Annotated in this window: 17 protein-coding genes; 12 read left to right on the top strand and 5 right to left on the bottom strand. The window is 66.8% G+C overall.

The window, feature by feature from the left end; translation table 11 throughout:
- Positions 1–132 precede the first annotated feature (132 nt).
- The 8 genes from JNO50_RS07510 to JNO50_RS07545 all read left to right on the top strand — a co-directional run bounded on the left by JNO50_RS07510 (position 133) and on the right by JNO50_RS07545 (position 7962).
- Entirely contained in the window at positions 133–486 is a 354-nt protein-coding gene (locus JNO50_RS07510; RefSeq protein ID WP_189535951.1) for a hypothetical protein, read from the top strand.
- Positions 443–907, top strand: a complete 465-nt coding sequence (locus tag JNO50_RS07515) for a YgfX family protein (protein WP_189535949.1) — start codon at positions 443–445, stop codon at positions 905–907. The genes JNO50_RS07510 and JNO50_RS07515 overlap by 44 nt, the downstream gene beginning before the upstream one ends.
- Positions 908–2182, top strand: a complete 1275-nt coding sequence (gene folC / locus JNO50_RS07520) for a bifunctional tetrahydrofolate synthase/dihydrofolate synthase (RefSeq protein WP_189535947.1) — start codon at positions 908–910, stop codon at positions 2180–2182.
- A gap of 7 nt (positions 2183–2189) precedes the next feature.
- Positions 2190–2981, top strand: coding sequence for an SPOR domain-containing protein (locus JNO50_RS07525; protein WP_189535946.1), 792 nt, complete (start codon positions 2190–2192; stop codon positions 2979–2981).
- Positions 2978–3472 (top strand): CvpA family protein, encoded by a 495-nt coding sequence (locus JNO50_RS07530; RefSeq protein ID WP_189535945.1) that lies wholly within the window; start codon positions 2978–2980, stop codon positions 3470–3472. Before JNO50_RS07525 ends, JNO50_RS07530 begins: the two co-directional genes overlap by 4 nt.
- Before the next feature lie 91 nt (positions 3473–3563).
- Entirely contained in the window at positions 3564–5099 is a 1536-nt protein-coding gene (gene purF / locus JNO50_RS07535; protein WP_189535943.1) for an amidophosphoribosyltransferase, read from the top strand.
- Positions 5100–5135: 36 nt separating this feature from the next.
- Positions 5136–6494, top strand: coding sequence for an aspartate aminotransferase family protein (locus tag JNO50_RS07540; RefSeq protein ID WP_189535941.1), 1359 nt, complete (start codon positions 5136–5138; stop codon positions 6492–6494).
- A gap of 541 nt (positions 6495–7035) precedes the next feature.
- Positions 7036–7962 carry an ADP-ribosylglycohydrolase family protein gene (locus tag JNO50_RS07545; RefSeq protein ID WP_189535939.1) on the top strand — a complete coding sequence of 309 codons (927 nt, stop codon included), beginning with the start codon at positions 7036–7038 and terminating at the stop codon, positions 7960–7962.
- Here the strand turns inward: JNO50_RS07545 and JNO50_RS07550 are convergent.
- Together JNO50_RS07550 and JNO50_RS07555 are read right to left on the bottom strand one after the other, a co-directional pair.
- Positions 7925–8488, bottom strand: coding sequence for a hypothetical protein (locus tag JNO50_RS07550; protein WP_189535937.1), 564 nt, complete (start codon positions 8486–8488; stop codon positions 7925–7927). The genes JNO50_RS07545 and JNO50_RS07550 overlap by 38 nt on opposite strands.
- A 544-nt stretch (positions 8489–9032) precedes the next feature.
- A complete protein-coding gene (locus JNO50_RS07555) occupies positions 9033–9548 on the bottom strand; it encodes an HPP family protein (RefSeq protein ID WP_189535935.1) in 516 nt (171 codons plus the stop codon).
- Positions 9549–9655: 107 nt separating this feature from the next.
- Here JNO50_RS07555 and JNO50_RS07560 point away from each other — a divergent pair, with 107 nt between their 5' ends.
- On the top strand, positions 9656–10207 hold the full coding sequence (locus tag JNO50_RS07560; protein WP_189535933.1) for a TetR/AcrR family transcriptional regulator: 552 nt from the start codon (positions 9656–9658) through the stop codon (positions 10205–10207).
- Positions 10208–10228: 21 nt separating this feature from the next.
- Here the strand turns inward: JNO50_RS07560 and JNO50_RS07565 are convergent, their stop codons facing one another.
- Positions 10229–10651 carry a GFA family protein gene (locus JNO50_RS07565; RefSeq protein ID WP_189535931.1) on the bottom strand — a complete coding sequence of 141 codons (423 nt, stop codon included), beginning with the start codon at positions 10649–10651 and terminating at the stop codon, positions 10229–10231.
- A 187-nt stretch (positions 10652–10838) separates the two neighbouring features.
- On the opposite strand from JNO50_RS07565, the gene JNO50_RS07570 reads away from it, so the two are divergent.
- A complete protein-coding gene (locus JNO50_RS07570; RefSeq protein ID WP_229804853.1) occupies positions 10839–12353 on the top strand; it encodes a carboxypeptidase M32 in 1515 nt (504 codons plus the stop codon).
- A 9-nt stretch (positions 12354–12362) separates the two neighbouring features.
- Here JNO50_RS07570 and JNO50_RS07575 read toward each other — a convergent pair whose 3' ends face one another.
- Positions 12363–13373 (bottom strand): zinc-binding alcohol dehydrogenase family protein, encoded by a 1011-nt coding sequence (locus tag JNO50_RS07575; protein WP_189535929.1) that lies wholly within the window; start codon positions 13371–13373, stop codon positions 12363–12365.
- Positions 13374–13488: 115 nt separating this feature from the next.
- Here JNO50_RS07575 and JNO50_RS07580 point away from each other — a divergent pair, with 115 nt between their 5' ends.
- Positions 13489–14454, top strand: coding sequence for a LysR family transcriptional regulator (locus JNO50_RS07580; protein WP_215796522.1), 966 nt, complete (start codon positions 13489–13491; stop codon positions 14452–14454).
- On the opposite strand, the gene JNO50_RS07585 is transcribed toward JNO50_RS07580, so the two are convergent.
- Complete coding sequence (locus tag JNO50_RS07585) at positions 14391–15152, bottom strand: class I SAM-dependent methyltransferase (RefSeq protein WP_189535928.1); 762 nt, start codon at positions 15150–15152, stop codon at positions 14391–14393. The genes JNO50_RS07580 and JNO50_RS07585 overlap by 64 nt on opposite strands.
- A gap of 155 nt (positions 15153–15307) precedes the next feature.
- Here JNO50_RS07585 and JNO50_RS07590 point away from each other — a divergent pair, with 155 nt between their 5' ends.
- Complete coding sequence (locus tag JNO50_RS07590) at positions 15308–16093, top strand: thioesterase family protein (protein WP_189535926.1); 786 nt, start codon at positions 15308–15310, stop codon at positions 16091–16093.
- Positions 16094–16158: the final 65 nt, after the last annotated feature.

The following is a 16158-nucleotide window of genomic DNA, read 5'->3' on the forward strand; positions in this document are numbered from 1 at the left end:
GAATGCTAACGTTCAAGTGCGGCAGGGTTGTGCCGGATTGCCCGGATTGTAGCACGAGAGGGCGCATTGCCTTTCACGCCGCCGTGGCCTGCTGGTACAATGCCCGCCTGAATCACACGGTAAGGATGCCTCATGTATTTCGTCGATCGTTCCGTCGCGGTCATCAAGCCGCGCGCGCCGTTTCTCGAATGGCTCAACGCGGTTCCGGGAAATGATACGGATCTGTCGCTGGACAGCCTGCGCAGTGACTGCACCGTGATCCTGATGCCCGAGTTCACCGACCCGGAAGAGGGCGTGTCCTATATCGACGACATCTACGACCAGCTGTTCCGCATGGAACTGGCGTCCTGGTACGAGGACGAAGCCCTGTGGCCGGCCGAACGCTCCCTCAAGACGTTCTGGGAATGGTTCGATGTCGAAATTCACTCGACCCTGATCGACAGTGTCGAAGGCGATCTGCGCAACTACCCCGCCGGGGAAGTCTGAGCCGCGGGCGGCGTTCGCCGCCTTCCGGGTCGAGCTTGTCCCGTCCCGTCTTTACCGGCGCGGCGTGCTGGCCGTCTCGGCGGCGCTCGCCCTCGTCCTGCCCGCCTGGGCGTCGTTGACGTTGCTGCCCCTTGCCGCGCTGGCGGCGCTTGGCGCCGACGGCTCGGGCCGCCGCCGCTCCCGTCCGGACCGGCTGATGGTGAGCGACGGCCGCGTGCGGCTCGGCTACGGACCGTTCGAAGTGGAAGGCCGGATCGAGGATGCGTCGGTCGTCTGGTCCTGGCTGATCGTGCCGGTGATCCGGCTTGACGACCGGATCGTGCGTTTCGCCGTTTGGCCCGACTCCGCCCCGCCCGAGGCGCGGCGCCTGTTGCGGGCGTATTTGCTGTGGTCCCCTCGCGGGGAAGAGGAAAGTGCCTGAATGAATCCGTCCGAATTTACCCGTCTTGGCGAATGGCTCGACTGGCTGACGACCCTGCACGCCAAAGCCATCGACATGGGACTCGAGCGCGCCGCCCGCGTGCGCGCCGCCATGAATCTCGCACCGGCCGTCCCCGTCGTCATCGTCGGCGGCACCAACGGCAAGGGGTCGGTGTGCGCGATGCTGTCGACCATGCTCAACCGCGCCGGCTACCGGGTCGGCACCTACACCTCGCCCCATATCCTGCATTACAACGAGCGGGTCGCCATCGACATGGCGCCGGTCGACGACGCGCGGCTGATGGCCAGTTTCCGGGCGGTGGAGGCCGCGCGCGGTGACGTGACGCTCAGCTATTTCGAATTCGGCACTCTCGCCGCGGTGCACGCCTTCATCGATGAAAAGGTCGACGTGATCGTGCTGGAGGTCGGACTGGGCGGGCGCCTCGACGCGGTCAACCTGTTCGACGCCGACGTTGCCGCGGTGGTGTCGGTGGATCTCGACCACCAGGCGTTTCTCGGCAACGACAGGGAAAGCATCGGTTTCGAGAAAGCCGGGATTTTCCGGGCGGGGCGTCCCGCGGTGTGCGCCGATCCGGCGCCCCCGGCGAGCCTCGTGGCGCATGCCCAAGCCATCGGCGCCGATCTGCGGCTGGTCAACCGCGACTACTCCCATACCCGCCTGGATCACCAGTGGTCGTTCCACATGGGGGAGCATCACCGCCATTCGCTGCCCCTGCCGGCGCTGCGCGGCGCTTACCAGATCGACAACGCCGCCTGCGCGCTGGCCATCCTCGACTGCCTGGCCTCCCGGTTGCCGGTCGATCAGGGCGCCGTCAAGCGGGGGCTGCTCGAGGTCGACTGGCCGGGGCGCTTCCAGGTGCTTCCCGGACGCCCGGTGGTGGTCATGGATGTCGGTCACAACCCCCATGCCGTGCGCGCCATGGTGGCGAACCTGCGTCGGCTCGCTTTCGCCGAGAACCGCTACGCGGTGTTCTCGATGCTGGAAGACAAGGACATGGACAGCGTCCTCGCGCTGGCGAAGGACGAATTCGACGGCTGGTTCGTCGGCGGACTCGATATGCCGCGCGGACAGAGCGGCGAGCGCATCGCCGAACGCATGGCCGCCGCGGGGGTGCGCGACGTGCGCGCCTTCGGCACCGTGGAAGAGGCGTGGCATGCCGCTTTATCCGCCGCCGGTGAAAATGATAGAATCGTCGTCTTTGGATCGTTTCACACTGTCGCGGATGTCATGACGGCGCGGCAGAGGCACCACTGAGGAAGGCATGGCCGGACTGTCAGCCCAAGAAGAACTGTTGATGCTGCGCAAGCGCGCACGCCGCCGCCTGGTCGGCGCGATCGTGATCGCGCTCGTTTCCGTGGCGGTCATGTTCAAGGTCGTCAAGAGCGTGCCCGATCAGGCGATGCGGCCCGAATCCATCGAAATCGCCGGCGAGGCGTCCGCGCCCGTGGCCGCGCCGCGCGCGGCATCGGCTCCGGTGGCCAAGGCCGCTTCGGCGAGCGCCCCGGACGCGGAACTGCCGCCGCCGGTCGCGGCGGCGGGCACCGAATTGCCGGCGAACCTGTCCTCCGTGGCTCAGGACGACCGGACGGCGGCGAAGCCCGCGGCCGAACCCGCGCCGCCCAGGCCCGCCCAGGCGTCCGCGCCTTCCCTGAAAACCCCCGAACCGAAGACCGCGCCGAAACCCGCGGCCGAGCCGAAACCCGAAGCGAAGCCCAAGCCCGCCGACCCCCGGCCGCGCAAGGTCGATCCGGCCGCCATTCTGGAAGGCCGCGTGGACGGCGAGTCCGGCATGCATGAAACGCCGAAGCCGGGCAAGACCGACAGCAAGTTCGAGATCCAGCTGGCCGCGCTGTCCGACAGCGCCAAGGTCGATGCGCTGCGCGGCAAGCTCTCCAGCGTCGGCGTCTCGGCCCGCTTCAGCAAGGTCGAAACCAGCAAGGGCACCGTGACGCGTGTGCGGGTCGGCCCCTTCGCCAACCGCCAGGAGGCCGATGCCGCCTTGCGCAAACTCGCCCGCGCCGGGGTCACCGGCATCATCGTGAGCCGGCCATGACCGTTTTCGATTACGCCGTTCTCGCCATCCTGGCCGGCTCCGCCGTCATCGCCCTGATGCGCGGCTTTGTCGCCGAAGTCCTGTCACTGGGCGCCTGGCTCGTGGCGTTCTGGTGCGCCAAGGAGTTTTCTCCGGCGGTGTCCGCGTTCATGCCGTCCGAAGTGCCGACCGAGGGGCTGCGGCTCGTGGCGGCCTTCGTGCTGCTGTTTTTTCTGGTCTGGCTCGCGACGGCGCTGCTGCGCGTCACCCTGACCGGGTTGCTCGACGCGGCCGGCCTCGGCGGCGTCAACCGCTTGTTCGGCGCGCTGTTCGGCCTCGCCCGCGGCGCCGTTCTGGTGGTGATCCTGGTGCTGGTCGCCGGATTGACCGACATACCGCGGGAGCCGATGTGGCGCAATGCGGTGCTGTCGCCGCCTCTGGAGAGGATGGCGATATTGTTGAAGCCCTGGTTACCGGCGATGTTGGCCGACAACATACGGTACTCGGGATGAAACAGGTGAAAAGGCGGAGTGTCTTGATATCTTTACTTCAAGAATCCGCCTTTTTCTTTTGCTTGCAGTCTGGAAGTAGGGAAGAGACACGATGTGCGGAATTCTCGGTGTGGTCGGCCAGTCGCCGGTCAATCAAATGCTCTATGACGGTCTTCAGGTCCTGCAGCATCGCGGACAGGACGCCGCCGGTATCGTCACCGCGTCGGGCAAAACGTTTCACATGCACAAGGGCAGCGGCATGGTGCGCGACGTGTTCCGTACCCGCAACATGCGTTCCCTGAACGGCAACGCGGGCATCGCCCATGTCCGCTATCCGACCGCGGGGTCGGCATCGAACCTTGCCGAAGCCCAGCCGTTCTACGTCAATTCGCCGTTCGGCATCGTGCTGGCGCACAACGGCAACCTGACCAACACCGACGAGCTCAAGGCGGAGATGTACCGCCACGACTTGCGGCACATCAACACCAACTCCGACTCGGAAGTCCTGCTCAACGTGTTCGCCCACGAACTGGCAGGCCGGACCGAGGGCTTCGATCTGACGGTCGACGCCGTGTTCGGCGCCATCGCGGCGGTGCACCGCCGGGTGCGCGGCGCCTACGCCGTGGTCGCCCTGATCGCGGGTTACGGTCTGGTGGCGTTCCGCGACCCCCACGGCATCCGCCCCTTGGTGATCGGCACCAGCGAGCTGGACGGCCGCGCGGAATACATGTTCGCCTCCGAGTCGGTGGCGCTCGACTGCTCGGGCTTCACGCTATTGCGCGACGTGCAGCCGGGCGAAGGGGTGTTCGTCACCGCCGACGGGGATTTTCATGCGCGGCAGTGCGCCGAGCACCCACGCCTCGCGCCTTGCCTGTTCGAGTACGTGTACTTCGCCCGGCCCGATTCGATCATCGACGGCGCGTCGGTCTACCAGGCCCGCCTCATCATGGGTGAAAAGCTCGCCGACAAGGTGCGCCGCAGCCTGCCGCAGATCGATATCGACGTGGTGATGCCGATTCCCGACACCAGCCGGCCGAGCGCCCTGCAGCTGGCGAACCATCTGGGCTTGCCGTACCGCGAGGGTTTCATCAAGAACCGCTATATCGGCCGCACCTTCATCATGCCCGGCCAGGCGGTGCGCCGCAAATCGGTGCGCCAGAAGCTCAACCCGGTGGCCTGCGAGTTCCGCGGCCGCAATGTGCTGCTGGTCGACGACTCGATCGTGCGCGGTACGACCTCCAAGGAAATCGTGCAGATGGCCCGCGATGCCGGCGCGAAGAAAGTCTATTTCGCCTCGGCCGCCCCGGCGGTGCGTTTTCCCAACGTGTACGGCATCGACATGCCAACCCGCGAAGAGTTGCTGGCGACCGGACGCACCGAAGAGGAGATCGCCGCCGAGATCGGCGCCGACGCGGTGATCTACCAGGATCTGCAGGCATTGCGCGAAGCGGTGCACAGCCTCAATCCGCAGTTGCGCGAGTTCGAAACCTCGTGCTTCGATGGCGAATACATCACCGGCGACATCACCGAGGACTATCTGCGGGCCATCGAATGCGCGCGCTCGGCGAACAAGGGCGGGCTGCAGGAGGAGTCGGGCTCGCGGCTCATCGATCTGAATCTGAATGTCGCCGAACAAAACCTGATCTGACGCCGGCCGGCGCCGTGCCGGCACAAGGGGCGAAGCATGCGGACAGCACGTGATATCGACCGGAAGAAGGTGGCGGATCTGCTCGCGCGGGAGCGGGCGCGCTTTTGCGAGGAGCGACCCCGCAGCCGGGCGATCGCCGGAGCGGCCGACGCGCATCTGCTGTTCGGTGTTCCCCTGCACTGGATGCGCGACTGGCCGACACCCTTTTCGCTCTTCGTCGAGTCGGCCCGCGCCGCCGAGGTTGTCGATGTCGACGGGCATCGCTACGCAGACTTCTGCCTGGGCGATACCGGCGCCATGTTCGGGCATTCTCCGGCGGCGGTGGCGGAAGCCGTGGCGCGCCAGGCGGCCAGGGGGCTGACGGCGATGCTGCCGTCCGCCGATGCGCCGCGGGTCGCGGAGGAATTGGCGCGCCGTTTCGGGCTGCCCCGCTGGCAGTGGGCGATGAGCGCGAGCGATGCCAACCGGTTCGCCCTGCGCTGGGCGCGCGCCACGACCGGACGTGACCACCTGCTGGTTTTCAACGGGTGTTACCATGGCACGGTGGACGAGGCGTTCGTCGATCTGGTGGACGGCGTGCCGCGCGCCCGGACCAGCCTGCTCGGTCAGGCGCACGATCCGGCCCGTTTCACCCGGGTGGTGGAGTTCAACGACCTGGCGGCGCTGGACGCCGCGCTCGCGGACCGTCAGGTGGCCTGCCTGATGGCGGAGCCGGCCATGACCAATATCGGCATGGTATTGCCCGAGCCGGGATTCTGGGACGAGGCGGCCGCGCTGTGCCGCCGCCACGGCACCCTGCTGGTGCTCGACGAGACGCATACCCTCAGCTCCGGCCCCGGCGGTTACGCCCGCGAGCACGGCCTCGCGCCCGACATGCTGGTGCTCGGCAAGCCGGTCGCCGGCGGCGTGCCCTGCGCGGTGTACGGCATGAGCGCGGACCTGGCGCGGCGCGCCGAGCGGGCGAAACGGGACAAGCCCGAGGGGCACTCCGGCATCGGCACAACGCTCAGCGGCAATGCGCTGGCGATGGCGGCGATGCGGGCCACGCTCGAGTCGGTGGCGACGCCGGAGGCCTACCGGCACATGTTCCGGCTCGCCAAGCGCCTGGAAAACGGCCTGGCCGACGCGATCGCCGAGGCGGGATTCGGTTGGTGCGTGACGCGTATCGGCGCGCGAGTCGAGTTCCAGTTCGTCTCGCGGGCGCCGCGCAACGGCAGCGAAGCCGCCGCGGGCTTCGACGATGAACTGGAGGCGCTGGCCCACCTGTTCCTGCTCAACAGGGGATTCATGATCACGCCGTTTCACAACATGCTGCTGGTGTGCCCCGACACCCGCGAGGAGGTGGTCGACGGGCTGATCGCAGTGTTCGCCCAGTGGCTTGGCGCCTTGTCGTGAAGGCTCGGGCCGACGTTTCGATTTCCCTCGCCGCAAGACATCCTCGCCAGACGAAGGGTTGGATCGGCGCCCGGACATCGCGCCCTGCGGCATCCTTGCCGGACAGCGCCGTGAACGCGATTTCGGCTCCGGTGCCGTCCTCGAGTATCCTGCCGCTACGACAAACCGAGGCCGTGGGGGACAGAACCCTCCTCCTGCAAACCGTTCCGGGTAGTTTCTTCATCCGACAGCTCGAGGCCACGCCGCAGGCGTTGCTTTTGATATAAATTTAATGTCATGGAGAATGCGGTCGTCGCTCCCTCATCCGTCACCAGATTGCCGCGGACCGACAGCGAGTCGTCTTTCTCCCTGTGGTCGTCAAGGCGCGGGACGGGGCGGTTTCCGCCCGCGTGGAACTATTTTTTAGGATATTCATGTCTTTAGTGATATTAAGTCGTTTTTTGTCATTGTCTGGCGTGGTGACGGCGAGCCGGCGCGCCCGCAAGCGACCCGGCGCCGCCGGGGCTTGTCAGGCGCTCCGCGCGGCAAGAAAGGGATGGGCATGACGGAAGCCGTCAGATTGCGCGGACGGGGCGCGCTTCTGGGATTGGCGCTGGGCGATGCGCTTGGCGGGCCGCTGGTGCTGTCGCGAAGGGACAGCGCGCCGGCTCTGACCGACATGACCGGCGGCGGGCCGCTGGGTCTTGCGGCCGGCGAATGGAGCGACGACACGGCGATGGCCCTGTGCCTGGGGTACAGCCTGGTGGATTGCCGCGGTATGGACCCCCTTGATCAGTTGCAGCGCTATTTGCGCTGGCGCAATGAAGGATACTGCTCGGCATCCGGCCGGTGCGTCGATATCGGTTTGATGGTCAACGCCGCTCTGGAGCGCTTCAGCAAGAATCCGCAGCCGTACCCCGGCCTGACTCGCGAGGATACGGCCGGCAACGGCAGCCTGATGCGCCTGGCGCCCGTGGCGCTGTTTTTTCATCCGGACAAGTATCCCGACCCCGCGCATGCGATGCGGGCGGCTGTCGACGCTTCGCGCACCACGCATGGCGAGACGCGCTGTGTGGATGCTTGCCGGGTTCTGGCGTGGATGCTGCACCGCGCCCTGAGCGGCGACGGCCGCGAGGGCGTGTTCGATAGCCGTTCCCTGCTGGCGGCCTGTCCGGATCTGCATCCGGACATCCTGGCGGTCGCCGGCGGCAGTTACCGGCACAAGCGGCGAGAGGACATCCGCAGCACGGCATTCGTTGTCGACTCCCTGGAAGCGGCGCTGTGGTCGCTCTGGGAGAGCGGTTCATTCCGCGAAGGAGCGTTGCTGGCCGCCAATCTTGCCGGAGAGGCGGATACGGTTGCCGCCATTTACGGACAGTTGGCCGGGGCGTTGTACTCCGAGTCGGGATTGCCGGCCGATTGGCTGGCCCGCCTCGCATGGCGCGACAAGATCAGCCGTCTTGCCGATGATCTGTATTTTGTCGGGTGAGTTCGGCCGCGGCCTCCGGGTCCGCGGTGGCCAGTCGATAGCCAAAGCGCCGCGGGTGAGGCGCGACCAGGTCGGTGCGTCGGGCGCGGCGCAATAGCCATAGCGACACGAGATCGGGACTCGACAGCGCGATCGCCAGGGTCGACCAGGCCATCAGCGCGGCGCTGCCTTTGGCGAACCCGGCAACGGCGGGGATCATGCCGGTGGCCACGACTGGCAGCAGCGCGGCCAGCCGGCATGCGAGCACCGGCATGGCGGCGTTTTTCGGCACATGCCGGCCAAGGCCGGCCCAAAGACACGCCCGGCGCACGGCGTGCCGGGTCAGTAGCAGGCCCGCCGCGATGGCGATGGTCTGTTCCACGCTCAGGGCGCGCAATCCCACTTCGATCACGTTGACGCCGAACACCAGAAATCCCATGCCCACTTCGGCGACCGCCAGCAGCACGCTCAAAGGCAGGGCCACCAGCAGCGCGGTCAACGGGCCGAGACTACAGCGGTCGGCATCGGGCAAGGGGGGGCGGCGCATGGCATCTCCAAAGCGAAGAGGGCCATGATAGCCGCTGCCCGGGGCTTTTGCCATGAAACAATGCGAAGTGAATGGAATGGCGGCTCCGCTCCTGTCGCCGTCAATTTGCGTTTGCCGAACGGTCTTGGTAAGAATGGAAGTCATTACCATCATTGCGGAGTGATCCATGCGCATTGAGCGATCCCTGGTCTTGCCCTGCGAGCCCGACGCGTGCCGCGATAGGCTGCTGCGGCCCGATACCATGCTGTATGTCTGCCATCCGCTGCTCGGATTCCGGGGCCGCATGCCAGCGCATGTGCCGGGCGCCTGTCAGGTAGCGAAAACGCTGACGGGTTCGTCTTGCGCGATAACGGTTCGAGCGGACTGATTTCGCGTTGGGACCACCGGCTGATCGTCGCGCGCGATGCCGGCGGCTGCCGCTATGCCGGTCGGGTCGACATCGATGCCGGATGACTGACACCGCGGATCTGGGGGGTCGCGTGGTGTCTGTTCCGCCAGCGCCGGTTCGCCGGGCTTGTCCGGCATGCGGCCCGGAACTCGCGCGTCACCAGTAGCGCGGCCAGCGCGAAGCGCGTCCGCAATTGTTGACCAGCAGAGCGACCGCGACCAGAAGCAATGAGCCGGTCAGGACCGGCAGCAGGAGAAATCCCCAGCCGGTCTTGCCGCTCATCAGCACCACCAGCGGGTCGGCGCCGGCCGGCGCATGCAGAGTCCGGCTCGCCTGCATCAGCGCGATGGCCAGTCCCACGGCCAGTGCCATGGTCCAGGGGCCGGCACCCAGTGTTTTGAGCACGATCAGTCCCACGAGGCTCGCCAGCAGGTGGCCGCCGATCACGCTGCGTGGCTGGGCCAGCGGCGAATCGGGTACGGCGAACAGCAGCACACAGCTGGCGCCGAACGGCGCCATCAGCCACGGCGCTTGCTGCCAGTCCGCCAACTGAGCCAGTGCGCCGATCGCCAGCGTTCCGCCCGCCAGCCCCGCGAGTATCTGCTTTGGCGCGGGACGCGCGGGCAGGGGGTGATTGCCGCGCAGCCGCGCATGAAGAGAGGAAAAAATCATGTCCGGTGTTCTCCAGTATTGTACAGACCGGTCTGTACAATACTGGAGGGGCAGGCGTTTGGCAAGCGGCTTGTTACAATGACGTACCACGATGCAAGGTCAGCGCAATGACAGCAAAACGCGAAGCGATTCTCGAGAAGGCCCAGCCCCTGTTCGCCCGCTACGGCTATCACGCCGTGGGGGTCGACCGGATCAAGGAGGAGGCGGGTGTCTCGAAAATGACGCTCTACAAATATTTTCCGACCAAGGATGCCTTGATCGAATCGGTGCTGGAACGGCGGGATGCCCAGATGCGCGAGTCGATCCGCGCGGCCCTGGCGTGTTTCGGAACCCCGCTCGAACGGCTCGAGGCCCTGTTCGCCTGGCATGCGGCCTGGTTCGCCGAGCCGGATTTTTACGGTTGTCTGTTCATCAAGGCGTGCGACGAGTTTCCCGACCGGACCTGCGCTATCCGTCAGGTCGCGGTGCGTCATAAGCGCTGGATCGAAGACACGATCCGGACCGAGCTCGCGGCCATCGGCCATGCCGAGGAGCGGGAGCTTGCCGCATGCCTGATGGTGCTCCTGGAGGGGATGATCGTGCAGGCCAACCTGCAGGGCGGGGCCGCCCGCGCGAGCGGAATGTGGGACATGATCCGCACGCGCCTGATCGGGGTCTGATCCGGCGCGTGGCGGCGGCGATCAGGCCGGCGGAGCGTACATCTGCATGACTTCGGCTTCCGTCATCGTCTTCATCTCGCCGGCGAAGGCGTACCAGTCCGGTTTCTTGTCGATGTAGATCTGGTGATCGAAAACGAAGCGCGCGTCGGGAAACAGGCCGGTGGGCACGTAGCATTGACCGGTTTCCTTGACGCGGTAAAACAGGTGGGTGCCGCAGGACTTGCAAAAGCCGCGTTCGGCCCATGCGGAAGAGTCGTAGGCGGCGATGTGTTCCTTCCCTTCGAAGCGCGCCGTTGTGCCGGCGTCGAAACTCAGCAAAGGGCCGCCTCCCCAGGCCCGGCACGTGCCGCAATGGCAGGCGCCGGCATGCAGCGTGGCGGGCGTGGCGGAAACCGAGACGGCCTTGCACAGACAGTGGCCGTGAATCGTTGTCGAATCGCTCATGGTGATTCCTTCGTTAACGGACGGTTGATCGGACGCCGGAGTCGGGGTGGAGCATGATGGCGTCTGTATTATCATGGCATTGACTAATGACTTGCGCATTGCATTTTGATATTGTACAAAATCAAATACTGTGTCAAGCAATGCCGGCCCGAACCGACGGGTTAACCCTGACCAATGATTCCCCACCGTGAATGAAAGCGACGAAACCATGCCATCCACCCCGGTCTACGATACGCTGACCCGAACATTCGACCGCCTGCACCGGCTCTTTCATCTGAAGGAGATCGCCTGCTGGGATCAGGCGACCATGATGCCGCCGGGCGGCAATGAAGCGCGCGCCGGCGCGCTCGCTGAGCTGGGCGGGCTGATCCACGCCATGATGACGGACGCGGAGTTCGGCAGGCGGCTTTCCGCCGCCGAAGACGAGGATCTTGACGACATGGCGCGCGCCAATCTGCGCGAAATGCGGCGCGAATGGGAACGGACCAACCTGTTGCCGGCCGACCTCGTCAAGGCGCAGACACTGGCGCGGGCCCGTTGCGAGCATGCCTGGCGCAGCCAGCGCCCGGCCAACGACTGGCCGGGGCTGCGCGAGAACTTGCGCGAGGTGGTGCGGCTGGCCCGGGAGGAGGGGCGCCGGCTGGCCGAAGGGCGCGGCATCGCGCCTTACCAGGCGCTGATGGACAAGTTCGAACCGGGCATGACGACCGAACGCCTCGAGACGCTGTTCAGCGATATCAAGACCTGGTTGCCCGGGCTGATCGCCGCGGTGCGCGACAAGCAGGCCGGCGAAACCTGGCTCAAGCCGGCCGGACCGTTTCCGGTCGAGGCGCAGCGCGCCCTGTGCCGCGAGGCGATGGCGCTCCTGGGCTTCGATTTTTCCGCGGGGCGTCTTGATGTCAGCGAGCATCCGTTCTGCGGGGGCGTGCCGGAGGATGTGCGTATCACGACGCGCTACCGGGAGGACGATTTCGTGCAGAGCCTGATGGGCATCATTCACGAGACGGGGCATGCCCGCTATGAGCAGCGCCTGCCGCGCGGCTGGCTCGGGCAGCCTGTGGGCCGCGCCCGTTCGATGGGCATTCATGAAAGCCAGAGCCTGGCGTTCGAAATGCAGCTGGCGCGCCATCCCGCTTTCGTCGGGTTGCTGGCGCCGCTGGCGCGGCGCCACCTGGGCGAGCGGCCGGAATTGTCCGGGGAGCAGCTCGCGGCTCTGCTCACCCGCGTTGAGCCGGGCTTCATCCGTGTCGACGCGGATGAGTTGTGCTACCCGGCGCACGTCATTCTGCGCTTCGAGATCGAGAGCGCGCTGATCGATGGCGCCATCGAAGTGGACGACATCCCCGCGCTCTGGGATGACAAGATGGCCGCCTACCTGGGGCTGGACACGCGGGGCAATCATGCCGACGGCTGCATGCAGGACATCCACTGGCCCAGCGGCGACTTCGGCTATTTTCCGAGCTACACGCTGGGCGCGATGTACGCGGCACAGTTCTTCGCCGCGATGCGCCGCGAGCACCCGGATCTGGACCGGCGCATCGCCGATGGCGATCTCTCCGTGGTGTTCGACTGGCTGGACAAGGCGGTCTGGAGTCAGGGGTGCCGCTGGACAACCGACGAGCTTGTGCGCAGGGCGACCGGAGGGAGCCTGGATCCGACCCACTTCCGGACGCATCTGGAGGCGCGTTATCTCGGCGGGTGAGCCGCTTTTTCAGGCGAATCCCTCCAGCACGATCTTGCCCCGTGTCCGGCCGCTTTCGAGTTCCGCGTGGACGGCGCGCAGATTGGCCGCCGTCACCGGCCCGGCGTGGCGCGTCGCGGTGCTGGCGAGCACGCCCTCATCGACGAGCCGGGCCACTTCGCACAGCAGCGTGTGCTGCGCGGTCATGTCGCCGGTGCGAAACATCGGCCGGGTGAACATGAACTCCCAGTGCAATGACTGGCTCTTGCGCTTGAGCTTCGTCGCGTCGAGGCGGACAGGGTCGTCGATCAGCGCGAGCTTGCCTTGCGGCCTCAGCAGACCGACCAGTTGATCCAGGTGGCTGTCGGTATGCGTCAGGCTGATGACATGGTCGACTTCGCCAAGACCGATGTCCGTCAGTTGTCCGGCCATGGGGTGGGCATGGTCGATGACGTGATGCGCGCCCATCTTCAATGCCCATTCGCGCGTTTCCGGACGGGAGGCGGTGCCGATCACGCGAAGTCCGGTCAGACGGCGGGCCATCTGCAGCAAAATGGATCCGACGCCTCCGGCGGCGCCCACCACCAGCAGGCTTTCTCCCTCATGGGCGCCGCGAGTCAGGGCCAGGCGATCGAACAGCAATTCCCAGGCGGTGATGGCGGTCAGCGGCAAGGCGGCGGCGTGGGCGAATTCCAGCGAATTTGGCATGGCGCCGACGATTCGTTCGTCGACGAGTTGTTTTTCCGCATAGCTGCCCGGGCGGGTCAGGTCGCCGGCGTACCAGACCCGGTCGCCGGGGCGGAACAGGGTAGCCTCCGGTCCGACCGCTTCGACCACGCCGGCGGCATCCCAGCCCAGCAAGCGCGGCGTGGAGTCGGGCGCGAGGCCGGCGCGGATCTTGGTGTCGACGGGGTTGACCGAAATGGCGCGCACGGCGACGCGCAGGTCCCGACCCGACGGCACGGGCTCGGGAATCTCGGCGTCGACGAGGGATTCGGGGTGTTGGCTGGGCAGCGCCCTGAGGGCGAGAACGGCTTTCATGGGGGATCTCCTGTTTCCGGCCGGCGGGGCGCCGGTTGTCGAAAACCAGTCTAGAGCGCCTCGCTTTTTGTGATAAGTCCCTATAATTTGGCAAGACTGTCCGTAAACTGGAACAATGATGCAACGACTCGATGCCATGGTCCTGTTCGCCGAGGTGGCCGACTGCGGTAGTTTCAGCGCCGCCGCCCGTCATCTGGGAGTGCCCAAATCGACGGTCAGCCAGCAGATCGCACTGCTCGAAGGGCAACTTGGGGTCCGGTTGCTGCACAGGACCACACGGCGCGTGTCGCTGACCGATGCCGGGGCGGCGCTTCTGCCGCACTGCCGGACCCTGCGCGATGCCGCGCGCGCCGCCGAGGCGGCCGTATCGCGGCGACGCCTTTCGCCCTCGGGTACATTGCGGATCACCGCGCCCGAAGCCTCCGGCATCGCCTTGCTTCCGGATATCCTGGACGGGTTCGGGCGCCGTTATCCCGAGGTTCGGGTCGAAACGGTTATCACCGATCGCCATCTCGACCTCGTCGCCGAGCGCATCGATATCGCCTTGCGCACCGGCCGGCTGGACGATTCGTCGTTCATCTCCCGCCGGATCGGGCGGGTCGGACGAGCGCTGGCGGCGTCTCCGGCTTACCTCGCGGAACACGGCGTGCCGGAACATCCCGACGATCTGGAACACCACGCGTGTCTCATGCACGCGTCGGCCAGCGAGTGGCCGCTGGGCGAGGGCGAGGCGCGGCGTTCCGTCGTGCCGGTCGCGGCGGAGCGCAGCAACAGCCTGAGCTACCTTGTGCGCCGCGCCGAGACCGGCGGAGGTATTGTCATGGCGCCACGGTTTTTGTGCGCGCAGGCGCTCGCTCAGGGGCGGCTCGTCGAAGTGCTGGCGGACCACGCGCCCGCCGATAACGAGTATTACGCCGTCTATCCGAGCCGCCGTCATCCGTCCGCGGCGCTGCTCGCGTTTCTCGGTCATCTGGACGATGCGGCCCTGGCCGAGCGTCTGGCCGGCCGGTCCGGGACTCAGCGAGCGGCGATCAGCATGGTGTCCACGGTGAAACTGCCATCTTCGCCGAAGGCGAAGTGATCGGCCACTTCGGCGCAGGCCTGCTTCTGCAAACTCCGGATGGCGAGCGCCCGGTCGGCGGGCACACCCATCCGTCCGGTCCAGTCGTCGAATTCCAGGCGTAACCGGAAGGTGTCGGCGGGGGCTGGCTCGAACCCCGCCCGGCCCAGGGATTCTCGCCACTCGTCGAGCGAGTGGTCGCGCACATGGGACGGGTCGCGCAGCAGTTCCAGGGTTTGCAGCCAGGTGTCCGGCAGGGCGGGTCCTGGCGACACCACGTCCATGAACACGGCGAGTCCTCCCGGTTTGAGGACGCGGCGCACTTCCGCGAGCCCCGCCGCGAAGTCGCGCCAGTGGTGAGCGCTGAAGCGGGACACCGCCACGTCGAAACAGTGGTCGGCGAACGGCAGTGTTTCCGCGCGAGCCCGGCAGGCCGTCAGATTGCCGAGGCCGCGCCGGGCGGCTTCCCGGGTCGCGACGCCGAGCATGTCCGCCGACAGGTCGCAGGCGATGACATGCGCGGCCAGCGGCGCGAGCCGGAATGCCGCATGACCCCCGCCGCAGCCAAGGTCGAGCGCCAGTTCGCCGGGGCGGGCACCGATCAGTTCCATCATCCGGTCAAGATCCCGGCCCGCGGCGTGGACGGCGCTGGCAAGGTAGGCATGCGCGCGCTGGCCGAACCGGGCCTCGACGTTCGCGTCGTGTGAGTCTGGGTGCATGGGGCGGATCCGGGAGAGGGAGAGTCCGATAGTGATAGGGCGCAGGGCTCGCGTTGTCAACGGGCCGGAACGGGTGTGACCTTTGTGCGACAGTGGCGCGCGATTGATTCTGAGGGCGACGGGCTATACCATTGGTATTTTTGCGGGGGGTGCGCATGACGCCTTTTTCTTCGGTAATGACGCTGGATGCGGTGGCGGACGGGTTTGCCGCGCACGTGCCGGGCGACTGGCTGCAGGGCCGCACCACATATGGCGGACTGTCCGCCGCCTTGTGCGTGGAAGCGGCCGGCCGGGCCTTCGGCGGTTTGCCGCCGCTGCGCAGCGCGCAGTTCGCGTTCGCCGGCCCCGCGAGCGGCGGGTTGCGCATCGAGACGCGCGTGCTGCGCCAGGGCAAGTCGTCGGTGTTCGCCGGGGTGGATCTGTTCGGGGAAGAGGGGCTCGCCACGCGTGCCCTGCTGTGCTTCGCGGCGGAGCGGGAATCGGCGCTCGCCTATGAAAACCTCGCTCCTCCCGCTGTGCCCGGGCCGGAAGTGTGTTCCCCCATTCTTGCCGGCGGGCCGGTGCCGGCGTTCATGCGGCATTTCGATTTCCGCCAGGCCGGCGGCCATGCCCCGGTGTCCGGTTCGGCCGAGCCGCACTATATGTTCTGGATTCGTCACCGCGATGACCCGGTCGCCGCCACACCCGCCGCATGTCTTGCCCTGGCCGATGCCGCGCCGCCGACGGCCATGGCGATGTTCAATGCCTTCGCGCCGGTGAGTACCATGACCTGGACCGTCGATTTTGCCGGAGAACTTTTTGCGGGCGGCCTGGAATGGTGCTTGCTCGAAAGCCGCGCGGAACGGGTCCGTGGCGGTTATTCGCGGCAATCCACCCGCATCTGGCGTGCGGACGGAACCCCGCTGTTGCTGGCCAGCCAGTGCGTGGCGGTGTTTGTCTGACCGGCAATCCGACCGGGGCGGCGGGTTCGATTCCCGCCGCCGGTGAATGAATGATGACAGAGGGT

The organism is Paludibacterium paludis, from assembly GCF_018802605.1.
Taxonomy (GTDB): Bacteria; Pseudomonadota; Gammaproteobacteria; order Burkholderiales; family Chromobacteriaceae; genus Paludibacterium; species Paludibacterium paludis.